Annotated in this window: 9 protein-coding genes and 1 pseudogene; 7 read left to right on the top strand and 3 right to left on the bottom strand. The window is 58.0% G+C overall.

Annotation, left to right across the window (positions count from 1 at the left end; translation table 11 throughout):
* Positions 1–88 precede the first annotated feature (88 nt).
* A complete protein-coding gene (locus O9H32_RS22430) occupies positions 89–3,340 on the bottom strand; it encodes a S8 family serine peptidase (RefSeq protein ID WP_269868352.1) in 3,252 nt (1,083 codons plus the stop codon).
* 904 nt (positions 3,341–4,244) lie between these two features.
* Here O9H32_RS22430 and O9H32_RS22435 point away from each other — a divergent pair.
* The 6 genes from O9H32_RS22435 to ptsP all read left to right on the top strand — a co-directional run bounded on the left by O9H32_RS22435 (position 4,245) and on the right by ptsP (position 12,616).
* On the top strand, positions 4,245–5,999 hold the full coding sequence (locus O9H32_RS22435; protein ID WP_269868353.1) for a fibronectin type III domain-containing protein: 1,755 nt from the start codon (positions 4,245–4,247) through the stop codon (positions 5,997–5,999).
* Between the two features lie 248 nt (positions 6,000–6,247).
* Positions 6,248–6,853, top strand: a complete 606-nt coding sequence (locus O9H32_RS22440; RefSeq protein ID WP_269868354.1) for a pentapeptide repeat-containing protein — start codon at positions 6,248–6,250, stop codon at positions 6,851–6,853.
* Positions 6,854–7,216: 363 nt separating this feature from the next.
* On the top strand, positions 7,217–8,062 hold the full coding sequence (glcT, locus tag O9H32_RS22445) for a glucose PTS transporter transcription antiterminator GlcT (RefSeq protein WP_269868355.1): 846 nt from the start codon (positions 7,217–7,219) through the stop codon (positions 8,060–8,062).
* A 298-nt stretch (positions 8,063–8,360) separates the two neighbouring features.
* Positions 8,361–10,418: a glucose-specific PTS transporter subunit IIBC gene (gene ptsG / locus O9H32_RS22450; protein WP_269868356.1), complete on the top strand. Its 2,058-nt coding sequence runs from the start codon at positions 8,361–8,363 to the stop codon at positions 10,416–10,418.
* Positions 10,419–10,623: 205 nt separating this feature from the next.
* Complete coding sequence (locus O9H32_RS22455; protein WP_269868357.1) at positions 10,624–10,896, top strand: HPr family phosphocarrier protein; 273 nt, start codon at positions 10,624–10,626, stop codon at positions 10,894–10,896.
* Positions 10,889–12,616: a phosphoenolpyruvate--protein phosphotransferase gene (gene ptsP / locus O9H32_RS22460; protein ID WP_269868358.1), complete on the top strand. Its 1,728-nt coding sequence runs from the start codon at positions 10,889–10,891 to the stop codon at positions 12,614–12,616. The genes O9H32_RS22455 and ptsP overlap by 8 nt, the downstream gene beginning before the upstream one ends.
* Positions 12,617–13,100: 484 nt before the next feature.
* Here ptsP and O9H32_RS22465 read toward each other — a convergent pair whose 3' ends face one another.
* Complete coding sequence (locus O9H32_RS22465; protein ID WP_269868359.1) at positions 13,101–13,601, bottom strand: WGxxGxxG family protein; 501 nt, start codon at positions 13,599–13,601, stop codon at positions 13,101–13,103.
* An 85-nt stretch (positions 13,602–13,686) separates the two neighbouring features.
* Positions 13,687–13,878 (bottom strand): annotated as a pseudogene (locus O9H32_RS22470) (KGG domain-containing protein); the annotation flags it as partial.
* A gap of 443 nt (positions 13,879–14,321) precedes the next feature.
* On the opposite strand from O9H32_RS22470, the gene thrC reads away from it, so the two are divergent.
* Positions 14,322–15,716, top strand: coding sequence for a threonine synthase (gene thrC / locus O9H32_RS22475; protein ID WP_269868360.1), 1,395 nt, complete (start codon positions 14,322–14,324; stop codon positions 15,714–15,716).
* Positions 15,717–15,722: the final 6 nt, after the last annotated feature.

Below are 15,722 nucleotides of genomic sequence, written 5' to 3' on the forward strand. Positions count from 1 at the left end.
TTATCTGCGGTCAGGACCGGCAGACTCCGCAGGACGGAATTGGCTTCCGGATACGGGGAGGCATAGACTCCAGCCAGGCCTTCGCATTTTATTGGGCCAATCCGGCGCCAGAGGTTTGTTTCTGCGGCACACTGACCTTGCTGAGAACGACAGGAACCTTCACTGTCGTCTTGATCGAAGGATCTTTGGCGGAAGAGATCGTCACGGTCAGTTCCACATTCACAATGCCGCTGCTCGGCACCAGCTTCAGTACACCGCTGTTGTCGATATAAGCCTTGTTGTTGCTGTTGGTGACTTTATACGTGATGCCCTCTGTTACGGGCAGCTGGAGGACGGGCTGGCCGGCAAGACGGGTATTGACGACCTTGGCTTTGAACGCGTCCTTGGCGCGGGCTACCTGGTCGCTCTCCGAATCGGCAAGTCGCAGGGAGCTGTAAGCCGTATAGACATTGCCGCCGAGCGGATTGCCGAGGGCGTCAACCAGCTGGGCACGCAGCATGAGCTTGTAGGTGCCTGCTTCCAGATGCTTCACGACCAGTTTCCCGTCCGTATCGAGCTCGCCATCCACATACGAGCCGTTAATCCCTTCGAAGCTGTAGACACCCGGCGAGAGCAGACGAGGCTGACCTGCGGTGTTCAGGTTCGAACGGCTGTCGATGATGCCGATCGGTACATCGTCGAGTCCCACGGCCCATAGATCGACTACATTGGTGTCCTTAGCCGTCAGGCGGAAGGACAGATCCGTGGACTGCGGCAGGTCTTGCTCGTTGTTCGGATAGATTACGCTCTCGGTCTGTTCGATCTCCTGGATCCCGAAGTTCGTATTCGGCTTCTCGGAGCCGACGTGAACCACGAACGGCAGATGCAGCGTCGGCAGACCGGCGCTCTCCAATACGACCTCTCCCTCATATACGCCTTGAGCGGCGCCGGACTTCGGCGTGACGGACAGGAAGAAGCGTTTGGCCGTGCCGGGGGCCGGTGAGAGCTTGCCGCTCTGCGGGATGCCCAGCAGCTGGACATTCAGGTTATTGATGTCCGGTGTCGCTGCCGGAGCGGTCGGATCGGAAGTAACCGACGGATGCAGGACCACCTTGGCCGAGTACGTCAACGGCAGTTTCGAAGTATTCTTGATTTCAAGTTCCTTCTGTACCGTGCTGCCCGGCTTCACCACACCGAAGCTGACCGACGACCCGTAGTTCGTTACGGCTTTGGGGTTCCAATATTTATCGAGAATCGTAATCGGTTCGATCGTCTTCATGAGCGCCGGCGTCTGGATGGCATGGGCCACATTCGCGCGTCCTGCGCCCTGCGAGTACACATCGTACAGGGTGCCATTCTCGTCATGGATGCTGTCCGCCGTATTGGCCAGCGCCGCCCGGATATCGGAGGTGGACCATGTCGGATGCTCCTGCTTGAGCAGCAGGGCCAGTCCCGCTACGTGAGGCGTCGCCATGCTGGTGCCGTTGATCCGGTTGTAAGCGCGCTGGTAGGAAGCGCCAGGATCGAACTTGCCGTAAGCCGGCCATGTCGAGAGTACGCTGACGCCGGGAGCGACGACATCGGGCTTGATACTGAGATCCGCGTCCACGTTCGGACCGCGGGAGCTGAAGGAAGCCATCGTGTCGCCTGCCGAAGCGGTCTTCGGATAGTCGGCGCCGAAGGTAAGCTTCAGCGTTCCGCCCGGTGCGGCCAGCGCTTTGCGGGCCAGGGCGCGTCCTTCCGTACCTGCCATATCGAAGGTAGGGATGAAGTCGAAGCCGTCGCCGAGGAAGGCGGCAGAGCCGATATGGCCGTCGCGTCCCTGCACCGATTCGGAGAGGTCGGCTTTGGTGGAATCGCCCGCTGCGGCGTTGCCGTTGAAGATAATCACCGCTTTGGCGCCCCGGGCCTTGGCATTGCTGATCTTGTCGACGAAGGCCAGCGAACCCCGCGAGAGGAGAACGACTTTGCCGTTCACATCTTTGCCCTCATAATCGCCTTCCGCCCCGAGTCCGGCATACACAACGTCCGTCGGCTGCGTACCGAGGATCGCGGCAAAGTCTTCCCGGCCGGTCTCCCAAGCCATCACGTTCAGGTCATGCGTGGCATAAGCGGAGCCGGTTACGGTAGATGCCGCCGCATAAGCGGCCTCGGAGACTGTAGCCGTATAATGGCTCGTCGGGCTGGTCACCGCGCCGACCGAGATCGCGAGCTGGGAGGTGGCAGGCGAGCCCAGCGAGTAATAGTAAGGCCCGTCATCGGCCGCATTGCCGTTGGCGATGACCGCAATGACGCCGCCAAGGACCGCGTTGTTGATGGCGACGACGTCCGGCGAGTTCACGTCCTTCTCGGCATCCGAACCGAGCGACAGGTTGATGACGTTCATGCCGTCTTTCACGGCGCGTTCGATCCCGTCGATAACCTGTGCAGAGGAGCCCGAAGCGCGGCCGGTTTCGGCGTTGCGTCCGAGTACTTTGTATACATACAGATCGGCTTCGTACGCGACGCCCTTCTGCACAACGTCGGAGTTCGGGTTGACGGCGCGGCCCGCGATCGTACCGGAGACGTGGGTGCCGTGCGAGGTGCCTTCGAACCCCGTGCCGTACGGATCTTCGGCCGGGGACAGCGGAGGCTCTTCATACGGGTCGGCGTCCTGTTCGAACGAGTCGTAGCCGCCCTTGTAAGCTCCCTTGAGATCGGGGTGCAGGTAGTCGACGCCCGTATCGATGACGCCGACCTTCAGCCCTTTGCCTGTGAATCCTTTGGCCCATGCGGCGTCCGCACCGATTTGTTTCAGCGGAGCAATATCGTAGTTCGGGTTATCCGCATCAAGCGGGACGGGCTTCGATACCGGAATCGGGTAATAGGTAGCGCTCTCGTGAATGGATTTCACGCCGGGCAGCTTGGCGAGCTCGGGGATTTTATTGGCAGGCACCGAGATCTCGAGTCCGTTCAGTACCGTGTTGTACCGATAGTTGACCTTGAGGTCGATCCCCTTGTTCTTGGCTCCCGCGACGAAGGTATTCTGTTCCTGGGAGATGGTCGATTCGGTCGATTCGGCGGCGAAGGAGGAGATGCCGAGCTGGGCGGCGTACTTGCCGACGGCTACCGGTTGATTGTTGAGCTGCACGATGACGCGCACCGTATTCGTAGAGTTCGTTTGGAGCTTGGGAGAGACATAGGCGGCACTGCCGTTCGGAAGGGCCTGAGGCGTGCCTTGAGGTGAGCCGTTCGCCCCGAGCCGCGGAAGGACGGTCTTGCCCGGTTCGGCAGCGAAAGCTTGGGAGAACGCCGTGGTGCTGAGGACAGCGAAGGCTATTGAAGCGACGGATAATTTCTGGAAAAAGTTGTGATTGTTCAATTCGTATCCTCTTTTCCTATGGGTTTTAAACGCCAACGAAACAGGGTGTTGAACCGAAATCAGTCCCTCCTTGCCTGGGGATTGTCCTTCTGTTATGTAATTGAGTTGATGATGAGGCATATATTACCATAGGAGTGAGGTGAATTCTATCATTTTTTTAGAATATTCCAACGACATAGATTGGTAGTTTCGAAGAGACGGAGAAGGAGGAGAAGAAGGCTCGGCGGCGGTGCGGGCTGACTGGACGTGGGTCAATTCAAAAGCGGCAGGAACCGAGGGAGGCATCATTAGGAGCGTCATCAATTTGAAGGGGAGATCCTGCACAGGGCCTGGGATAATCGAAGGGTGACAAAAAGCTGACACAAAAGATATCCACAGACTTATCCACAAATCGCACAGCCCAAAATAGGCTAATGTGTACAAGTTTTTGAAACGGTATCAACATATCCACAGATACGATATCCACATGTGGGTTCGAATTTGTTCCTGGAAGAGGGCATGCAAAAGGTGATCTGACAGTCCCGGGGGAGTGGACTCGCCTCTTTTTATGGAAGAAACGCTGACATGCCTGCGGCAAGGGAGCAGGAGCCTAAGACTATACTAAAGGTAAGCTTTCATTCCAGGCTGGAGGAGGGATCCGGCGGTGAGTCTTGAACGGATTGTGCTTCTGGTCTGCGGCTGCCGCCGCGGGGTGTTCTTTGCTTTTATCTGGAGGGGAGAGGGCGGGCTTCATGCTAAGATCTTATCCCCCGATGATAACAATTTAGCCCTATAAGTTCCAAAACTTCCATGCTTAAATGAGAGGAGAGCTGGAACCTGATCGGGAGGTGATGCGGTCAGCAGCAGTGAAACGCAGCTCTACGATTTCATTAGATTTCATTTTATTTTGGGAGGGATATCATTAATGTACCAAGCCACACTTGGACGCAGATCCACAGGCCTGAGAATGATCGCATTGCTGCTTATCACCGCTTTGCTCCTCAGCCTGGCCCCTTTGACGGGCTTCGCGGCAGACCGCGGGGCATGGGCACCGGGCGTCTCTTATCAGACGAATGACACGGCTACTTACAGCGGCAAGACGTATGCTGCGATTCAGCCCCATACCTCGCTTAACGGATGGGAACCGCCTAACGTACCGGCCCTGTGGAAGGAAACGGCTGGCGGCGGTGGCGGCAGCGATACCCAGGCACCGGGCGCACCTTCCGGCCTGAAAGTCACCGCAACGACAACCTCAAGCGTAAGCTTGTCCTGGACGGCTGCCACGGACAATGTAGCTGTAACCGGGTATGACGTATACCGCGGTACGACACTGGCCGGCAGCGTATCCGGCAGCACGCTGAGCTTTACGAACACAGGCCTTGCTGCAGGAACGTACAGCTTCACGGTCAAAGCGAAGGACGCGGCCGGCAATGTCTCAGCTGCGAGCGGCGCTGTAAGCGCTACCGTAACTACCGGAGGCGGCAGCGACACCCAGGCACCAAGCGTACCTGCAGGTCTGCAGGTAACGGGAACGACTTCGTCGAGCGTAAGCCTGTCCTGGGCAGCATCCACGGACAACACCGGCGTAACCGGTTATGACGTATACCGCGGCACGACGCTGGCAGCTTCGGTTGCCGGCACGACAGCGACGGTATCCGGCCTCAGCGCAAGCACGGCGTACACGTTCACCGTCAAGGCGAAGGATGCGGCGGGCAACGTATCGGCGGCTTCCGCCGGTGTCAACGCTACCACGCTGCCGAGCGGCGGCAACAACGGCGGTGCGCTGCCGAAGCGCCTGTTGACCGGCTACTGGCAGAACTTCGTCAACGGTGCCGGTAATCTGAAGCTGAGCCAAGTTCCCGCTGCTTACGACATTATTGCGGTAAGCTTCGGCGAGATGGACATGGCGAATCCGGGCGGCGTGACATTCACGGTCGATCCGGCGCTTGCCAAGGCGCTCGGCGGTTACACGGATGAGGATCTCATCAACGATATCAAAGCCAAACAAGCACAGGGCAAAAAGGTGATTCTCTCCCTGGGCGGCGAGAAAGGCAACATCAATCTGGGCAGTGCTTCCCCGAATGTAAACAACTTCGTGAGTTCCGTATCCGGTCTCATCACGAAGTTCGGCTTTGACGGTATCGACATCGACTTGGAGCATGGCTTCAACGTGGCGAACTTGACGAGCGGCGTGCGTCAAATCCAGCAGAAGGTCGGCTCGGGCTTCGTCCTGACGATGGCTCCGCAGACGATCGACATGCAGAACAACAGCACGAGCTACCTGCAGTTCTATGCGAACGTGAAGGACATCACGACGGTGATCAACACCCAGTACTACAACTCCGGTTGCATGCTCGGCCGTGACGGCAAATGCTACTCCCAAGGTACGGTAGACTTCCTTGTTGCCCTCTCCGATGTTGCCCTGCAGTGGGTGTCCGACTCGCAGCTCGGTCTGGGCGTACCAGCCGTACCAGCGGCGGCAGGCGGCGGCTATGTGGCTCCTTCGGTAGTCAACAATGCCCTGAGCTGTCTCGCTGCCGGAACGGGCTGCGGCAGCTACAAGCCTGCCCAGAAGTATCCGAACATCCGCGGCGCGATGACCTGGTCCATCAACTGGGATGCCACGAACGGATACAACTTCGCGAATACCGTGAAGCCTTTCCTGAACAGCATGCCGTAAGGGCAGGCAGCACCAGGCCACACCGCCCCGCGGACTTCAGAAGATTGGTGCTGAAGCCCCGCGGGGTGTTTTTCTTTTGGATGTTTGGGGGAACTTCTCCCCGCAGTAACGGTCCATGATCCGGGTAACGGTGCCCTTATGCGTACCGTATAGCACTGGCGCCCCCATTCGTTTTATAATCAAGAGGAGCAGACGTTCGCTATCGGCGGGGCAGGCTGCATACTGTGAGAGCAAAGCGAGGGGCACATATGTTTCAATATATAGACCAGGAATACACCGAGGTCGATTTCAGCCGCAAGGATCTGCGCGAGGGGGAGCTGAGGGGCTGCACGTTCCACCGCTGCCGGTTCCGGGGGGCCCAGCTCGATGAGATCGATACGACAGGCTGCCAATTTATCGAATGCGATTTTACCGGCGCCACCTTCAATGCGTCCCGGCATGACCGGTCCGCCTTCACCAACTGCAAATTCGGGGAAGCGAACCTGTTCGTCAGCCGGTTCCACGAGTGCAAAATGGTCGGTTCGGACTTCGCCAAGGCACAGCTCGACGGCATTACGATCGAGCAGGGGGACTGGTCGTATACGAACCTGAGGCAGGCGAACCTCGGCAAGCAGGATCTACGGGGACTGCGCCTGATCGAAGCGGACCTGTCGGGGTGCAACCTGGAGAAGGCGAACCTGCGGGAAGCCGATATGACCCGTGCGCAGCTTGGGCAGGCACGGCTGTCGGGTGCGGATCTGCGCGGGGCGAAGATGGATGGGGTGGACTTCCGGAGCCTGGATGTCAAGGGGGCCCGGATGGACCTTACGCAAGCGGTGGCTCTGGCACGTTCTTATGGAGCGAAGATCGATTAAACGTTCCGGCGCATCCGTCCCTCAGGGCTGGGTGCGCTTTTGCTGCAGGATTAGGGCTATGGCGAAGAGGACGAACAGGAGCCACCGGGCTTTCTCGAGGTATGCCATAAGGACGCCTCCTTTCTATGGGGAACTTTTTGATTATCCTAGCATGAGTTTGTGAACAGAAAATGAATTGGAGGGGCCAGGGCGTGGTGAAGAGGGCGGCGTGAGGTAGAGGAAGCTGGAGAGGGATCCGCTGCTTGTCCTGCGGAGGCCTTCGGGCCGCCTGTCGACTAGCCTTTGGGAGAGGGGAACCTTCTTGTACAACCCCCGCTTTTTTGGTATTCTTAGCGAATGAGCAGGAGTTTGAGGGGTGCTGGCGTGGAAAGCCTTCAGGTACGCAAAGTATTGAACAACAACGTCATCATCGCGCTCCATCCGGAGTACGGGGAGACGGTGGTGATTGGTAAAGGCATCGGATTCAGCCGGAAGCAGGGAGATTCCATCGCCCTGGACAGCATCGAGAAGATGTTCATCCTCACCAACGAGAAAGCCAAAGAACAGTATAAGCTGCTCATGCATCAGGTGGATGAGAAGCTGATTGAGGTAATGAATGACGTCATCTTTTACATATCGCAGCATGCCGGAGCCCCATTGAATGAGCAGATCCATATCGCGCTCACCGACCATATCGCCTTCGCGATCAAGCGGTACCGCCAGCATATTCCGATTCATAATCCATTCCAGTACGAAACCAGGGAGCTGTATCCACGCGAGTATCTGCTGGCGGAGCACTCCATCGACGAGATCAACCGGCGGCTCGGGGTGCAGCTGCCTGAGGACGAGGTGGGCTTTGTAGCGCTTCATATTTACAGCGCTATCACGAACCGCCATGTCTTGGAGGTCAAGGAACATTCGCGGCTGGTGAGCGATCTCGTCGATCTCATCGAGCGCCGGCTGGAGATCAAGATTAAGAAGGACAGCCTGGACTATGCCCGTCTGCTGCGGCATCTGATGGTGGCGCTGGAGCGGATCCGGCGCGGCGAGAAGGTGGAGGAGCCGGCGAAGATTGCGGAGATTATCAAGAACGAATACCCGGAGATGTATTCGTTTGCATGGACGCTGATGAAGGTCATCCAACAGCGGATGCAGAAGCCCGTGTATGACGCGGAGGCGGTCTACCTCACGATTCACCTGGAGCGGATGCTCCCGAGCGGGAATGAATAGGCATGAATCACAGCATGAAGCACAGCGTGGAGTACAATCGCGTCGATTTTGTGAAGGGGATTGTGCTCCGTGTGCACCCGTGCTATAATCTGCGTGTAAAGAGCCTTTTGGTTCATCAAACAACGGAATAGTTTCGTGTTACTGATTCGATCAGGCATGAGTGAGCAAGGACTTGTAATGAAATGGCCTATTTGGGTTATCCTACCCTTAGGTTGTTCATTACACCTTGTTTGCGCATGCCTTTTTTCGTTTGCTGAATCCAAGGGTAAATGAAACATAAAAAAGGAGAGAAAGGCTCATGTTCAAGCAATTGTTCGGCGTGCTTCAAAAGGTCGGCAAAGCGCTTATGCTTCCGGTTGCGATCCTGCCGGCTGCGGGGATTCTGCTGGCGCTCGGGAACGTGCTGCACAACGCGTCGCTGCTCGAGCTGGCCCCGGCACTGAATGCAGGCTGGGTGCAGCTCATTGCGACGGTGATGGAGCAGGCGGGGAACATCGTGTTCTCGAACCTGGCGCTCTTGTTCGCCGTAGGCGTAGCCGTCGGTCTCGCCGGCGGGGATGGAGTCGCAGGGATCGCGGCGATCATCGGCTTCTTGATTATGAATGTGACGATGGGGGTCTTCAAAGGCGTGACCCCCGAGATGGTCAAAACCGATATGTCGTACGCGAACGTACTCGGGATCAACACCCTGCAGACCGGGGTTTTCGGCGGGGTCATTATCGGGATCCTGGCTGCGTCGATGTACAACCGGTTCTTCAAAATTCAGCTGCCTTCGTACCTGGGTTTCTTCGCGGGCAAGCGTTTCGTACCGATCATCACGGCGGTGTCGTCGCTGGTCCTCGGGATCGTGATGATCTTCATCTGGCCTCCGATCCAGAGCGGACTGAATCACTTCTCGCATAACATGCTGGATGCGAATCCGACGCTCGCGGCCTTCTTCTTCGGCCTGATCGAACGCTCATTGATTCCATTTGGTCTGCATCACATTTTCTACTCGCCGTTCTGGTTCGAATTCGGACAGTATGTGGATAAGGCGGGCGAGATTGTACGGGGCGACCAGAAGATCTTCTTCGCCCAGCTCAAAGACGGCGTAACGCTCACGGCCGGCACGTTCATGGTCGGTAAATTCCCGTTCATGATGTTCGGCCTTCCGGCGGCGGCCCTCGCGATCTACCACGAGGCCAGACCGGAACAGAAAAAGTATGTGGCCGGTATCATGGGCTCCGCGGCACTGACCTCGTTCCTGACGGGTATTACGGAACCGCTCGAGTTCTCCTTCCTGTTCGTGGCTCCGTTCCTGTTCGCCATCCACGCGGTCTTCGCGGGTCTGTCGTTCATGGTCATGCAGCTGCTGAACGTCAAGATCGGCATGACCTTCTCCGGAGGCGTGATCGACTTCCTGCTCTTCGGTGTCATCCAGAACCGCACGGCTTGGTGGCTTGTGATTCCGGTGGGTCTCGTGCTCGCAGTGATCTACTACTTCGGATTCCGGTTCGCGATCCGCAAGTTCAACCTGAAGACACCGGGCCGCGAAGATGCGGACAGCTCCAGTGCCGGGAAGCAAGCCGGTGCGGCGGAGGAACTGCCGTCGAACGTGCTGGCCGCCCTCGGCGGGCAGAGCAACATCGAGAACCTCGATGCCTGCATTACGCGTCTGCGTGTCCAGGTCAAAGAGTCCAGCCAGGTAGACAAGGACCGCCTGAAGCAGCTTGGCGCGGCGGGCGTCCTCGAAGTGGGGAACAACATCCAAGCGATCTTCGGTACGCACTCGGATATCCTGAAGAGCCAGATTCACGACATCATGCAGGGACGTGCGGTTACCGCGGCACCTGCTCCAGCGGCTCCGGTAGTACCGGCAGCAGTTGAGGGTGCAGCGGCAGGCGGGAACGCCTTGGCCGAGGAGCCGATCGTCTCCCCGCTGGACGGGGAACTGGTCGATATCTCCGAGGTGCCGGACGAAGTGTTCTCGCAGCGGATGACGGGCGACGGCTTCGCCATCCTGCCGAAGAACGGCATCGTGGCTTCGCCGGTCAACGGAACGATCTACAACGTATTCCCGAGTAAGCATGCGATCGGCATCCAGTCCGAAGGCGGCAAAGAACTGCTGGTCCACTTCGGCGTCAATACCGTGAAGCTGAAGGGCAAGGGCTTCACCGCTCTGGTTGCTCAGGGCGACACGGTGAAGGCGGGCCAACCGATCCTCGAAGTCGACATTGACTTCGTGAAAGAGAACGCGCCATCGATTGCGACGCCGGTTATCTTCACGAATCTGCCGGAAGGCGCGTCGGTGAAGCTAAACAAGACGGGGCCGGTTACGCTGGGCGAGAAGGATATTATTACGATCATGCTGCCGTAACCGTTTCAAGGCTTGGCCGGAGGGCCAATAGGGTAGAAGGAGATTGTACAGCCGCGCGATCTTTACAGATCGTGCGGCCTTCTCCCGCTACTACGGCTTAAGTGCTTGCGCAGAAATGTTTGAGATTTTGGTTTTGTCCTTTTACCTGATATCATTGAAGTTAAACCCAATATACCCAAATTCAACCTATATGGAGGTCTCTATCATGCAAAAAACATTCAAAATTACAAGCGAAGACGGTATCCACGCACGCCCTGCGACAGCTCTGGTCAACACGGCTAACAAGTTCAAATCCGAAGTGTTCGCAGAAGCGGCTGGCCGCAAAGTAACGATGAAATCGATCCTCGGCGTGCTCTCGTTCGGTCTGGAACCGGGCGACATCATCACCTTCCTGGCAAGCGGTGAAGACGAAGCCGAAGTGATCGCTGCACTGGAAGAGATCATGGTTAAAGAAGGGCTGGGGGACCTGCATGAATAACATTCAGGGCATCGCAGCCGCTTCCGGAATTGCCATCGCGAAGGCATTCCGTCTGGAAGCGGCGCACCTCGATATCCGGAAGCGGGAAGCACAGGATGCGGAGGCCGAAATCCTGAAGTTCGAGGGCGCCCTGGAGAAGTCCAGAGGCGACCTGGAAGCCCTGAAGGAACGCACCCGCGTACAGCTCGGGGACGAGAAGGCGGAGATCTTCGAATCGCACCTGCTCGTACTGGGCGATCCGGAGCTGATCGATCCCGTGAAGGACAAAATCCGCAGCGAAGGCATCAATGCGGAGTGGGCGCTGCAGGAAGTGGCGGCTGGCTTCATCGCCATGTTCGAGAACATGAAGAGTGCTTATCTGCGCGAACGCGCCGCGGATATGCGGGATGTCACGAAGCGGGTGCAGTCCTACATGCTCGGCGTTAAGTTCGTGAATCTCGCTGGCATCGATGAGGAAGTCGTCCTGATCGCAGAGGACCTTACGCCATCCGATACGGCGCAGCTTAACCGTCAATTCGTCAAAGGCTTCGCGACGAACATCGGCGGCCGGACGTCGCACTCCGCGATCATGGCCCGTTCGCTCGAGATTCCGGCGGTGGTCGGGACGAAGAGCGTGCTGGAAGTCGTGCAGGACGGAGACCTGGTCATTCTCGACGGTCTGTCCGGGACGGTCATCGTCAATCCGGAAGCGGCTGTAGTCGAGGAATACCGCACGAAGCAGGCGCAGTACGAGGCCCAGCGGGCCGAGTGGGCGAAGCTGCGCAGCGAGCCTTCCGTGACGTCCGACGGCCACCAGGTAGAGCTTGCCGCCAACATCGGCACGCCGAACGACGTCGCCGGCGTACTCGAGAACGGCGGCGAAGCGGTAGGTCTTTACCGCACGGAATTCCTCTACATGGGCCGCGATAAGCTGCCTACGGAGAAGGAGCAGTTCAACGCCTACAAGGCGGTGCTCGAGAAGATGGAAGGCAAGCCGGTCGTTGTCCGGACGCTGGACATCGGCGGCGACAAGGAACTGCCGTACCTTGATCTGCCGAAAGAAATGAATCCGTTCCTCGGCTTCCGGGCGGTGCGCCTGTGCCTCGAACAACAGGATTTGTTCCGTACCCAGCTTCGCGCCCTGCTGCGTGCGAGCGTCTACGGCAACCTGCGGATCATGTTCCCGATGATCGCTACCCTCGACGAGTTCCGAGAAGCGAAAGCCGTGCTGCTCGAAGAGAAGGCGAAGCTGGCGGAGGAGCAGATTCCGGTATCGGAGAACATCCAGATCGGGATCATGGTGGAGATTCCATCGACGGCCGTACTCGCGGACCAATTCGCGAAGGAAGTCGACTTCTTCTCGATCGGCACGAACGACCTCATCCAGTACACGATGGCGGCCGACCGGATGAACGAGCGGGTGTCGTACTTGTACCAGCCGTACAACCCGGCGATTCTGCGCTTGATCCAGATGGTCATCGACGCGGCGCACAAGGAAGGCAAGTGGACCGGCATGTGCGGCGAGATGGCCGGTGACGCTACCGCCATTCCTCTGCTGCTGGGTCTGGGTCTGGACGAGTTCAGCATGAGCGCGTCTTCGATCTTGCCGGCGCGTTCGCAGATCGCCAAGCTGTCCTTGGCGGATATGAAGAAGCTGGCGGCTGAAGCGCTGCAGCAGCGTACGGCGGCCGACGTAGTCGAGCTCGTGAAACGCGCTACGGCTGCTGCGGCAAGCGTATAGTCATTTGGCGGCTCGATAGAGTCGCAGCGAGGCACCTCTACTAACCGGAGGTGCCTTTTTGGTATTGTAAAGGGTCCCCAACGGCTCTTCTTGGCGTGCGTTTGTCCGCTCCCGCGGCGGAAGAGGGGAGTGTGCTGGAATGCCTGACGCCGCTGGCCTCGTCGGGCCCGCCCATCCAGCTTCACTGCAGTGCGCGCTATCTAATGGAAGCGCTCCGCTCCATGCATGCCGCTGCAGTCCACATAGGCTTTGCATCGCCTCGTACCCCGCTGCTCCTTCGGCCGGGAGACGGTACCCCGCATCTTTGTTTGGTGACACCGGTTCTATTCCGATGAGGCCGCCCGAACCTTAAGTCTCAAGAAAAATTCCCCTCTCCGGCAGAGAGGCTGGTCCATCTCTTGGAGACGGAGCAGCCAATCTGCAGACAAGGGAATGGGTATGATGTCGCTTAGAGGCAGGGAGCTTAGCGAAAGGTTCCTGCCGATTAGCGCGCTTTTTCTCTGCTGGTTACGGAGCCGTTGGTTGTTGTCGTCGTGGTGTAAGTGTCGTGGTCGCGGTCTCTCTCTCGGCCGCGCAGACCCATCAGTCCGGCAAGACCCAGGAGGCCGAGCCAGCCCCAATCCATGCCATCGTCATCGGCTGCGGAAGTCTGGGAGTAGCCATTCGAGCCTGTCCCGCTTGTGCCGCTCAAGTTGTTCGTACCGCCGCTCGCCGTACCGTCACTGGTCCCGTCGATGCCGCTGTTCGTCGAACCTGTCCCGCTGGTGGTGCTGTCCGAACCGCTCATGCTGTTCGTTCCAGACATGCTGCCGGTTCCGGCGCTATCGGTCGTGCTCGTGCTGTTCAGGGTGCCGGTGCTAGTACTGGTGCTTCCCGTACCGGTGGAGCCTGTCGTCCCCGTTGTTCCATCAGACGCCATTGCCGCCGTTCCGAGAGTTGTGGCCAGTGCTACTGTCAGACAGGTTACGCGTAATGTTTTCAACATGTTCGATCATCTCCTTGGGATGGGAATCGTTCTGCAGTGTATTTCTGTTCAAGAAGCGGTACGGGTTCTAGTTGTTCTGACGCTCGCGGGCGCGGGCTTCTCCGCCTTTTTCCCCGATTTCCTGATAGAATTCTTTGTCGTGGGATTCCGCCGTAGCTTCGCCGCCCTTGCGGCCGATCTCTTGGTAGAACTCTTTGTCATGGTTTTTTGCTGTAGCTTCGCCGCCTTTACGTCCTGCTTCTTCACGGCTCATTTTGTCTTCGTTGTTGTTTGCCATTTGGAATCACTCCTTAACGTTTGTTGTTGGCCTCGCCTGACTCTCCTTACCCCTGCCCATTTTGGATAAAACATCCAAGCGTTTATTGCCTTGAAGGCAAAAGGGCTGCGAGCCCGCATCCCGCAAGAGGTTCTCCCGGCTTCGCTCCCCTGCTGAAAAAGTCATAAATCGTCTCTATCTTCGGAACGGGAAGTATCAAAAAAATGCCTTGGGAAAGCGCGTCTTGGATCGGATGGGGCTCATAGCGAGGCCCGGCGAGTACAAGTTCAAGGCCATCAAGTCTTAAGAGACGAGGCGTCCTGACCGGTCCTCCAGCCATTTCCTGCCTGCATTCTGTCCCGATGTTCCCGATCCATGGAGAATTTTCAAAGTTTTCACGGAAAGAGAGCCAAACGCCTCATCTTTTGGTATAGTAAGGGCAATAAGCGCATGAGGGGATGACTATGAACTTTATCAGTACTAGAGGCAACGTGGCAAGCATCGGGTTTATCGATACGGTGTTGATGGGGCTGGCCGATGACGGCGGGCTGCTCATTCCGGCCCAGATTCCGCAATTGTCCGCAGCGAAGCTGAAGGACATGGGGAACCTTTCCTACCAGGATCTGGCGTTCGAGATTTTCTCGCTCTATACCAATAACGAGATTCCGGCAGAAGACCTGAAGGAGCTCATCGCGCGCAGCTATGCGACGTTCCGTGACCCGGAAGTGACGCCTGTGCGGAAAATAACGGACAACATGTACGTCCAGGAGCTGTTCCACGGGCCTACCTTCGCGTTCAAGGACGTGGCGCTGCAGTTCCTCGGCAATCTCTACGCCTATGTCTCGAAGAAGCAGAACGAGATCATCCATATTCTCGGGGCTACCTCGGGCGATACGGGGGCCTCGGCGATCGAGGGCGTGCGGGGCAAAGAAGGCATCCGGATCTGTATCCTTCATCCGCACCAGCGGGTGAGCAAGGTGCAGGAGCTGCAGATGACGACGGTCGACGACGAGAACGTGCTCAACCTCTCTGTTAACGGGACGTTCGACGATTGCCAGCGCATCATCAAGGATCTGTTCGCGGATGTGCCGTTCAAGAACAAGTACCACCTGCGGGCGATCAACTCGATCAACTTCGTGCGCATCCTGGCGCAGACGGTGTATTACTTCTATGCCTACTTCAAGGTGCAGAAGGAAGCGGCGGGCGCGAAGGTCAACTTCAGCGTGCCGACGGGCAACTTCGGTGATATCTTCGCGGGTTACCTCGCGAAGCGGATGGGTCTGCCGGTGAACAAGCTGATCCTGGCGACCAACGAGAACAATATTCTCGAGCGCTTCGTGCGCGAGGGTGTATACAAGCCGGGCGAGTTCAAGAGCACGCACAGCCCGTCCATGGACATCCAGGTGGCGAGCAACTTCGAGCGGTACCTGTACTACCTGCTCGGCGAGAACCCGCAGGCGGTCACGGAGCGCATGAACGGCTTCAAGGCGGACGGCGAAGTCCGCGTAGACGCCGAGCTGCTGAGCCGCGTGCAGACGGACTTTGCCGCCCACGGCGTGGACGGCGAAGAGTGCCTGCGGACGATCGGCAAGTACCATGCGGAGAACGGGTACCTGCTCGATCCGCATACCGCCTGCGGCGTAGCGGCCTACGAGCGCTGCAGCGGCGCGGATGAGATCTGCGTGACGCTGGCGACGGCGCACCCGGCGAAGTTCAACGAGTCAATCGAGCGGTGCGGGATCGAGCAGACGTATCCGGAGCCGATCCGGGCGCTGTTCGAGAAACCGCAGCATCAGGAAGTGGTCGACTCCTCCGTGGAGGACATCGTACAGCGCTTGGAGCAGTTCTACACGAAGTAGACCGGC

Source organism: Paenibacillus caseinilyticus, assembly GCF_027533645.1.
Classification (GTDB): domain Bacteria; phylum Bacillota; class Bacilli; order Paenibacillales; family NBRC-103111; genus Paenibacillus_G; species Paenibacillus_G caseinilyticus.

Bases quoted from the DNA above. Each gene is read 5' to 3' on its own strand.
- O9H32_RS22465 (WP_269868359.1), bottom strand. From the start codon at position 13,601: ATGTTGAAAACATTACGCGTAACCTGTCTGACAGTAGCACTGGCCACA.
- ptsP (WP_269868358.1), top strand. From the start codon at position 10,889: ATGAATAACATTCAGGGCATCGCAGCCGCTTCCGGAATTGCCATCGCG.
- thrC (WP_269868360.1), top strand. From the start codon at position 14,322: ATGAACTTTATCAGTACTAGAGGCAACGTGGCAAGCATCGGGTTTATC.
- O9H32_RS22435 (WP_269868353.1), top strand. From the start codon at position 4,245: ATGTACCAAGCCACACTTGGACGCAGATCCACAGGCCTGAGAATGATC.
- ptsG (WP_269868356.1), top strand. From the start codon at position 8,361: ATGTTCAAGCAATTGTTCGGCGTGCTTCAAAAGGTCGGCAAAGCGCTT.
- O9H32_RS22440 (WP_269868354.1), top strand. From the start codon at position 6,248: ATGTTTCAATATATAGACCAGGAATACACCGAGGTCGATTTCAGCCGC.
- O9H32_RS22455 (WP_269868357.1), top strand. From the start codon at position 10,624: ATGCAAAAAACATTCAAAATTACAAGCGAAGACGGTATCCACGCACGC.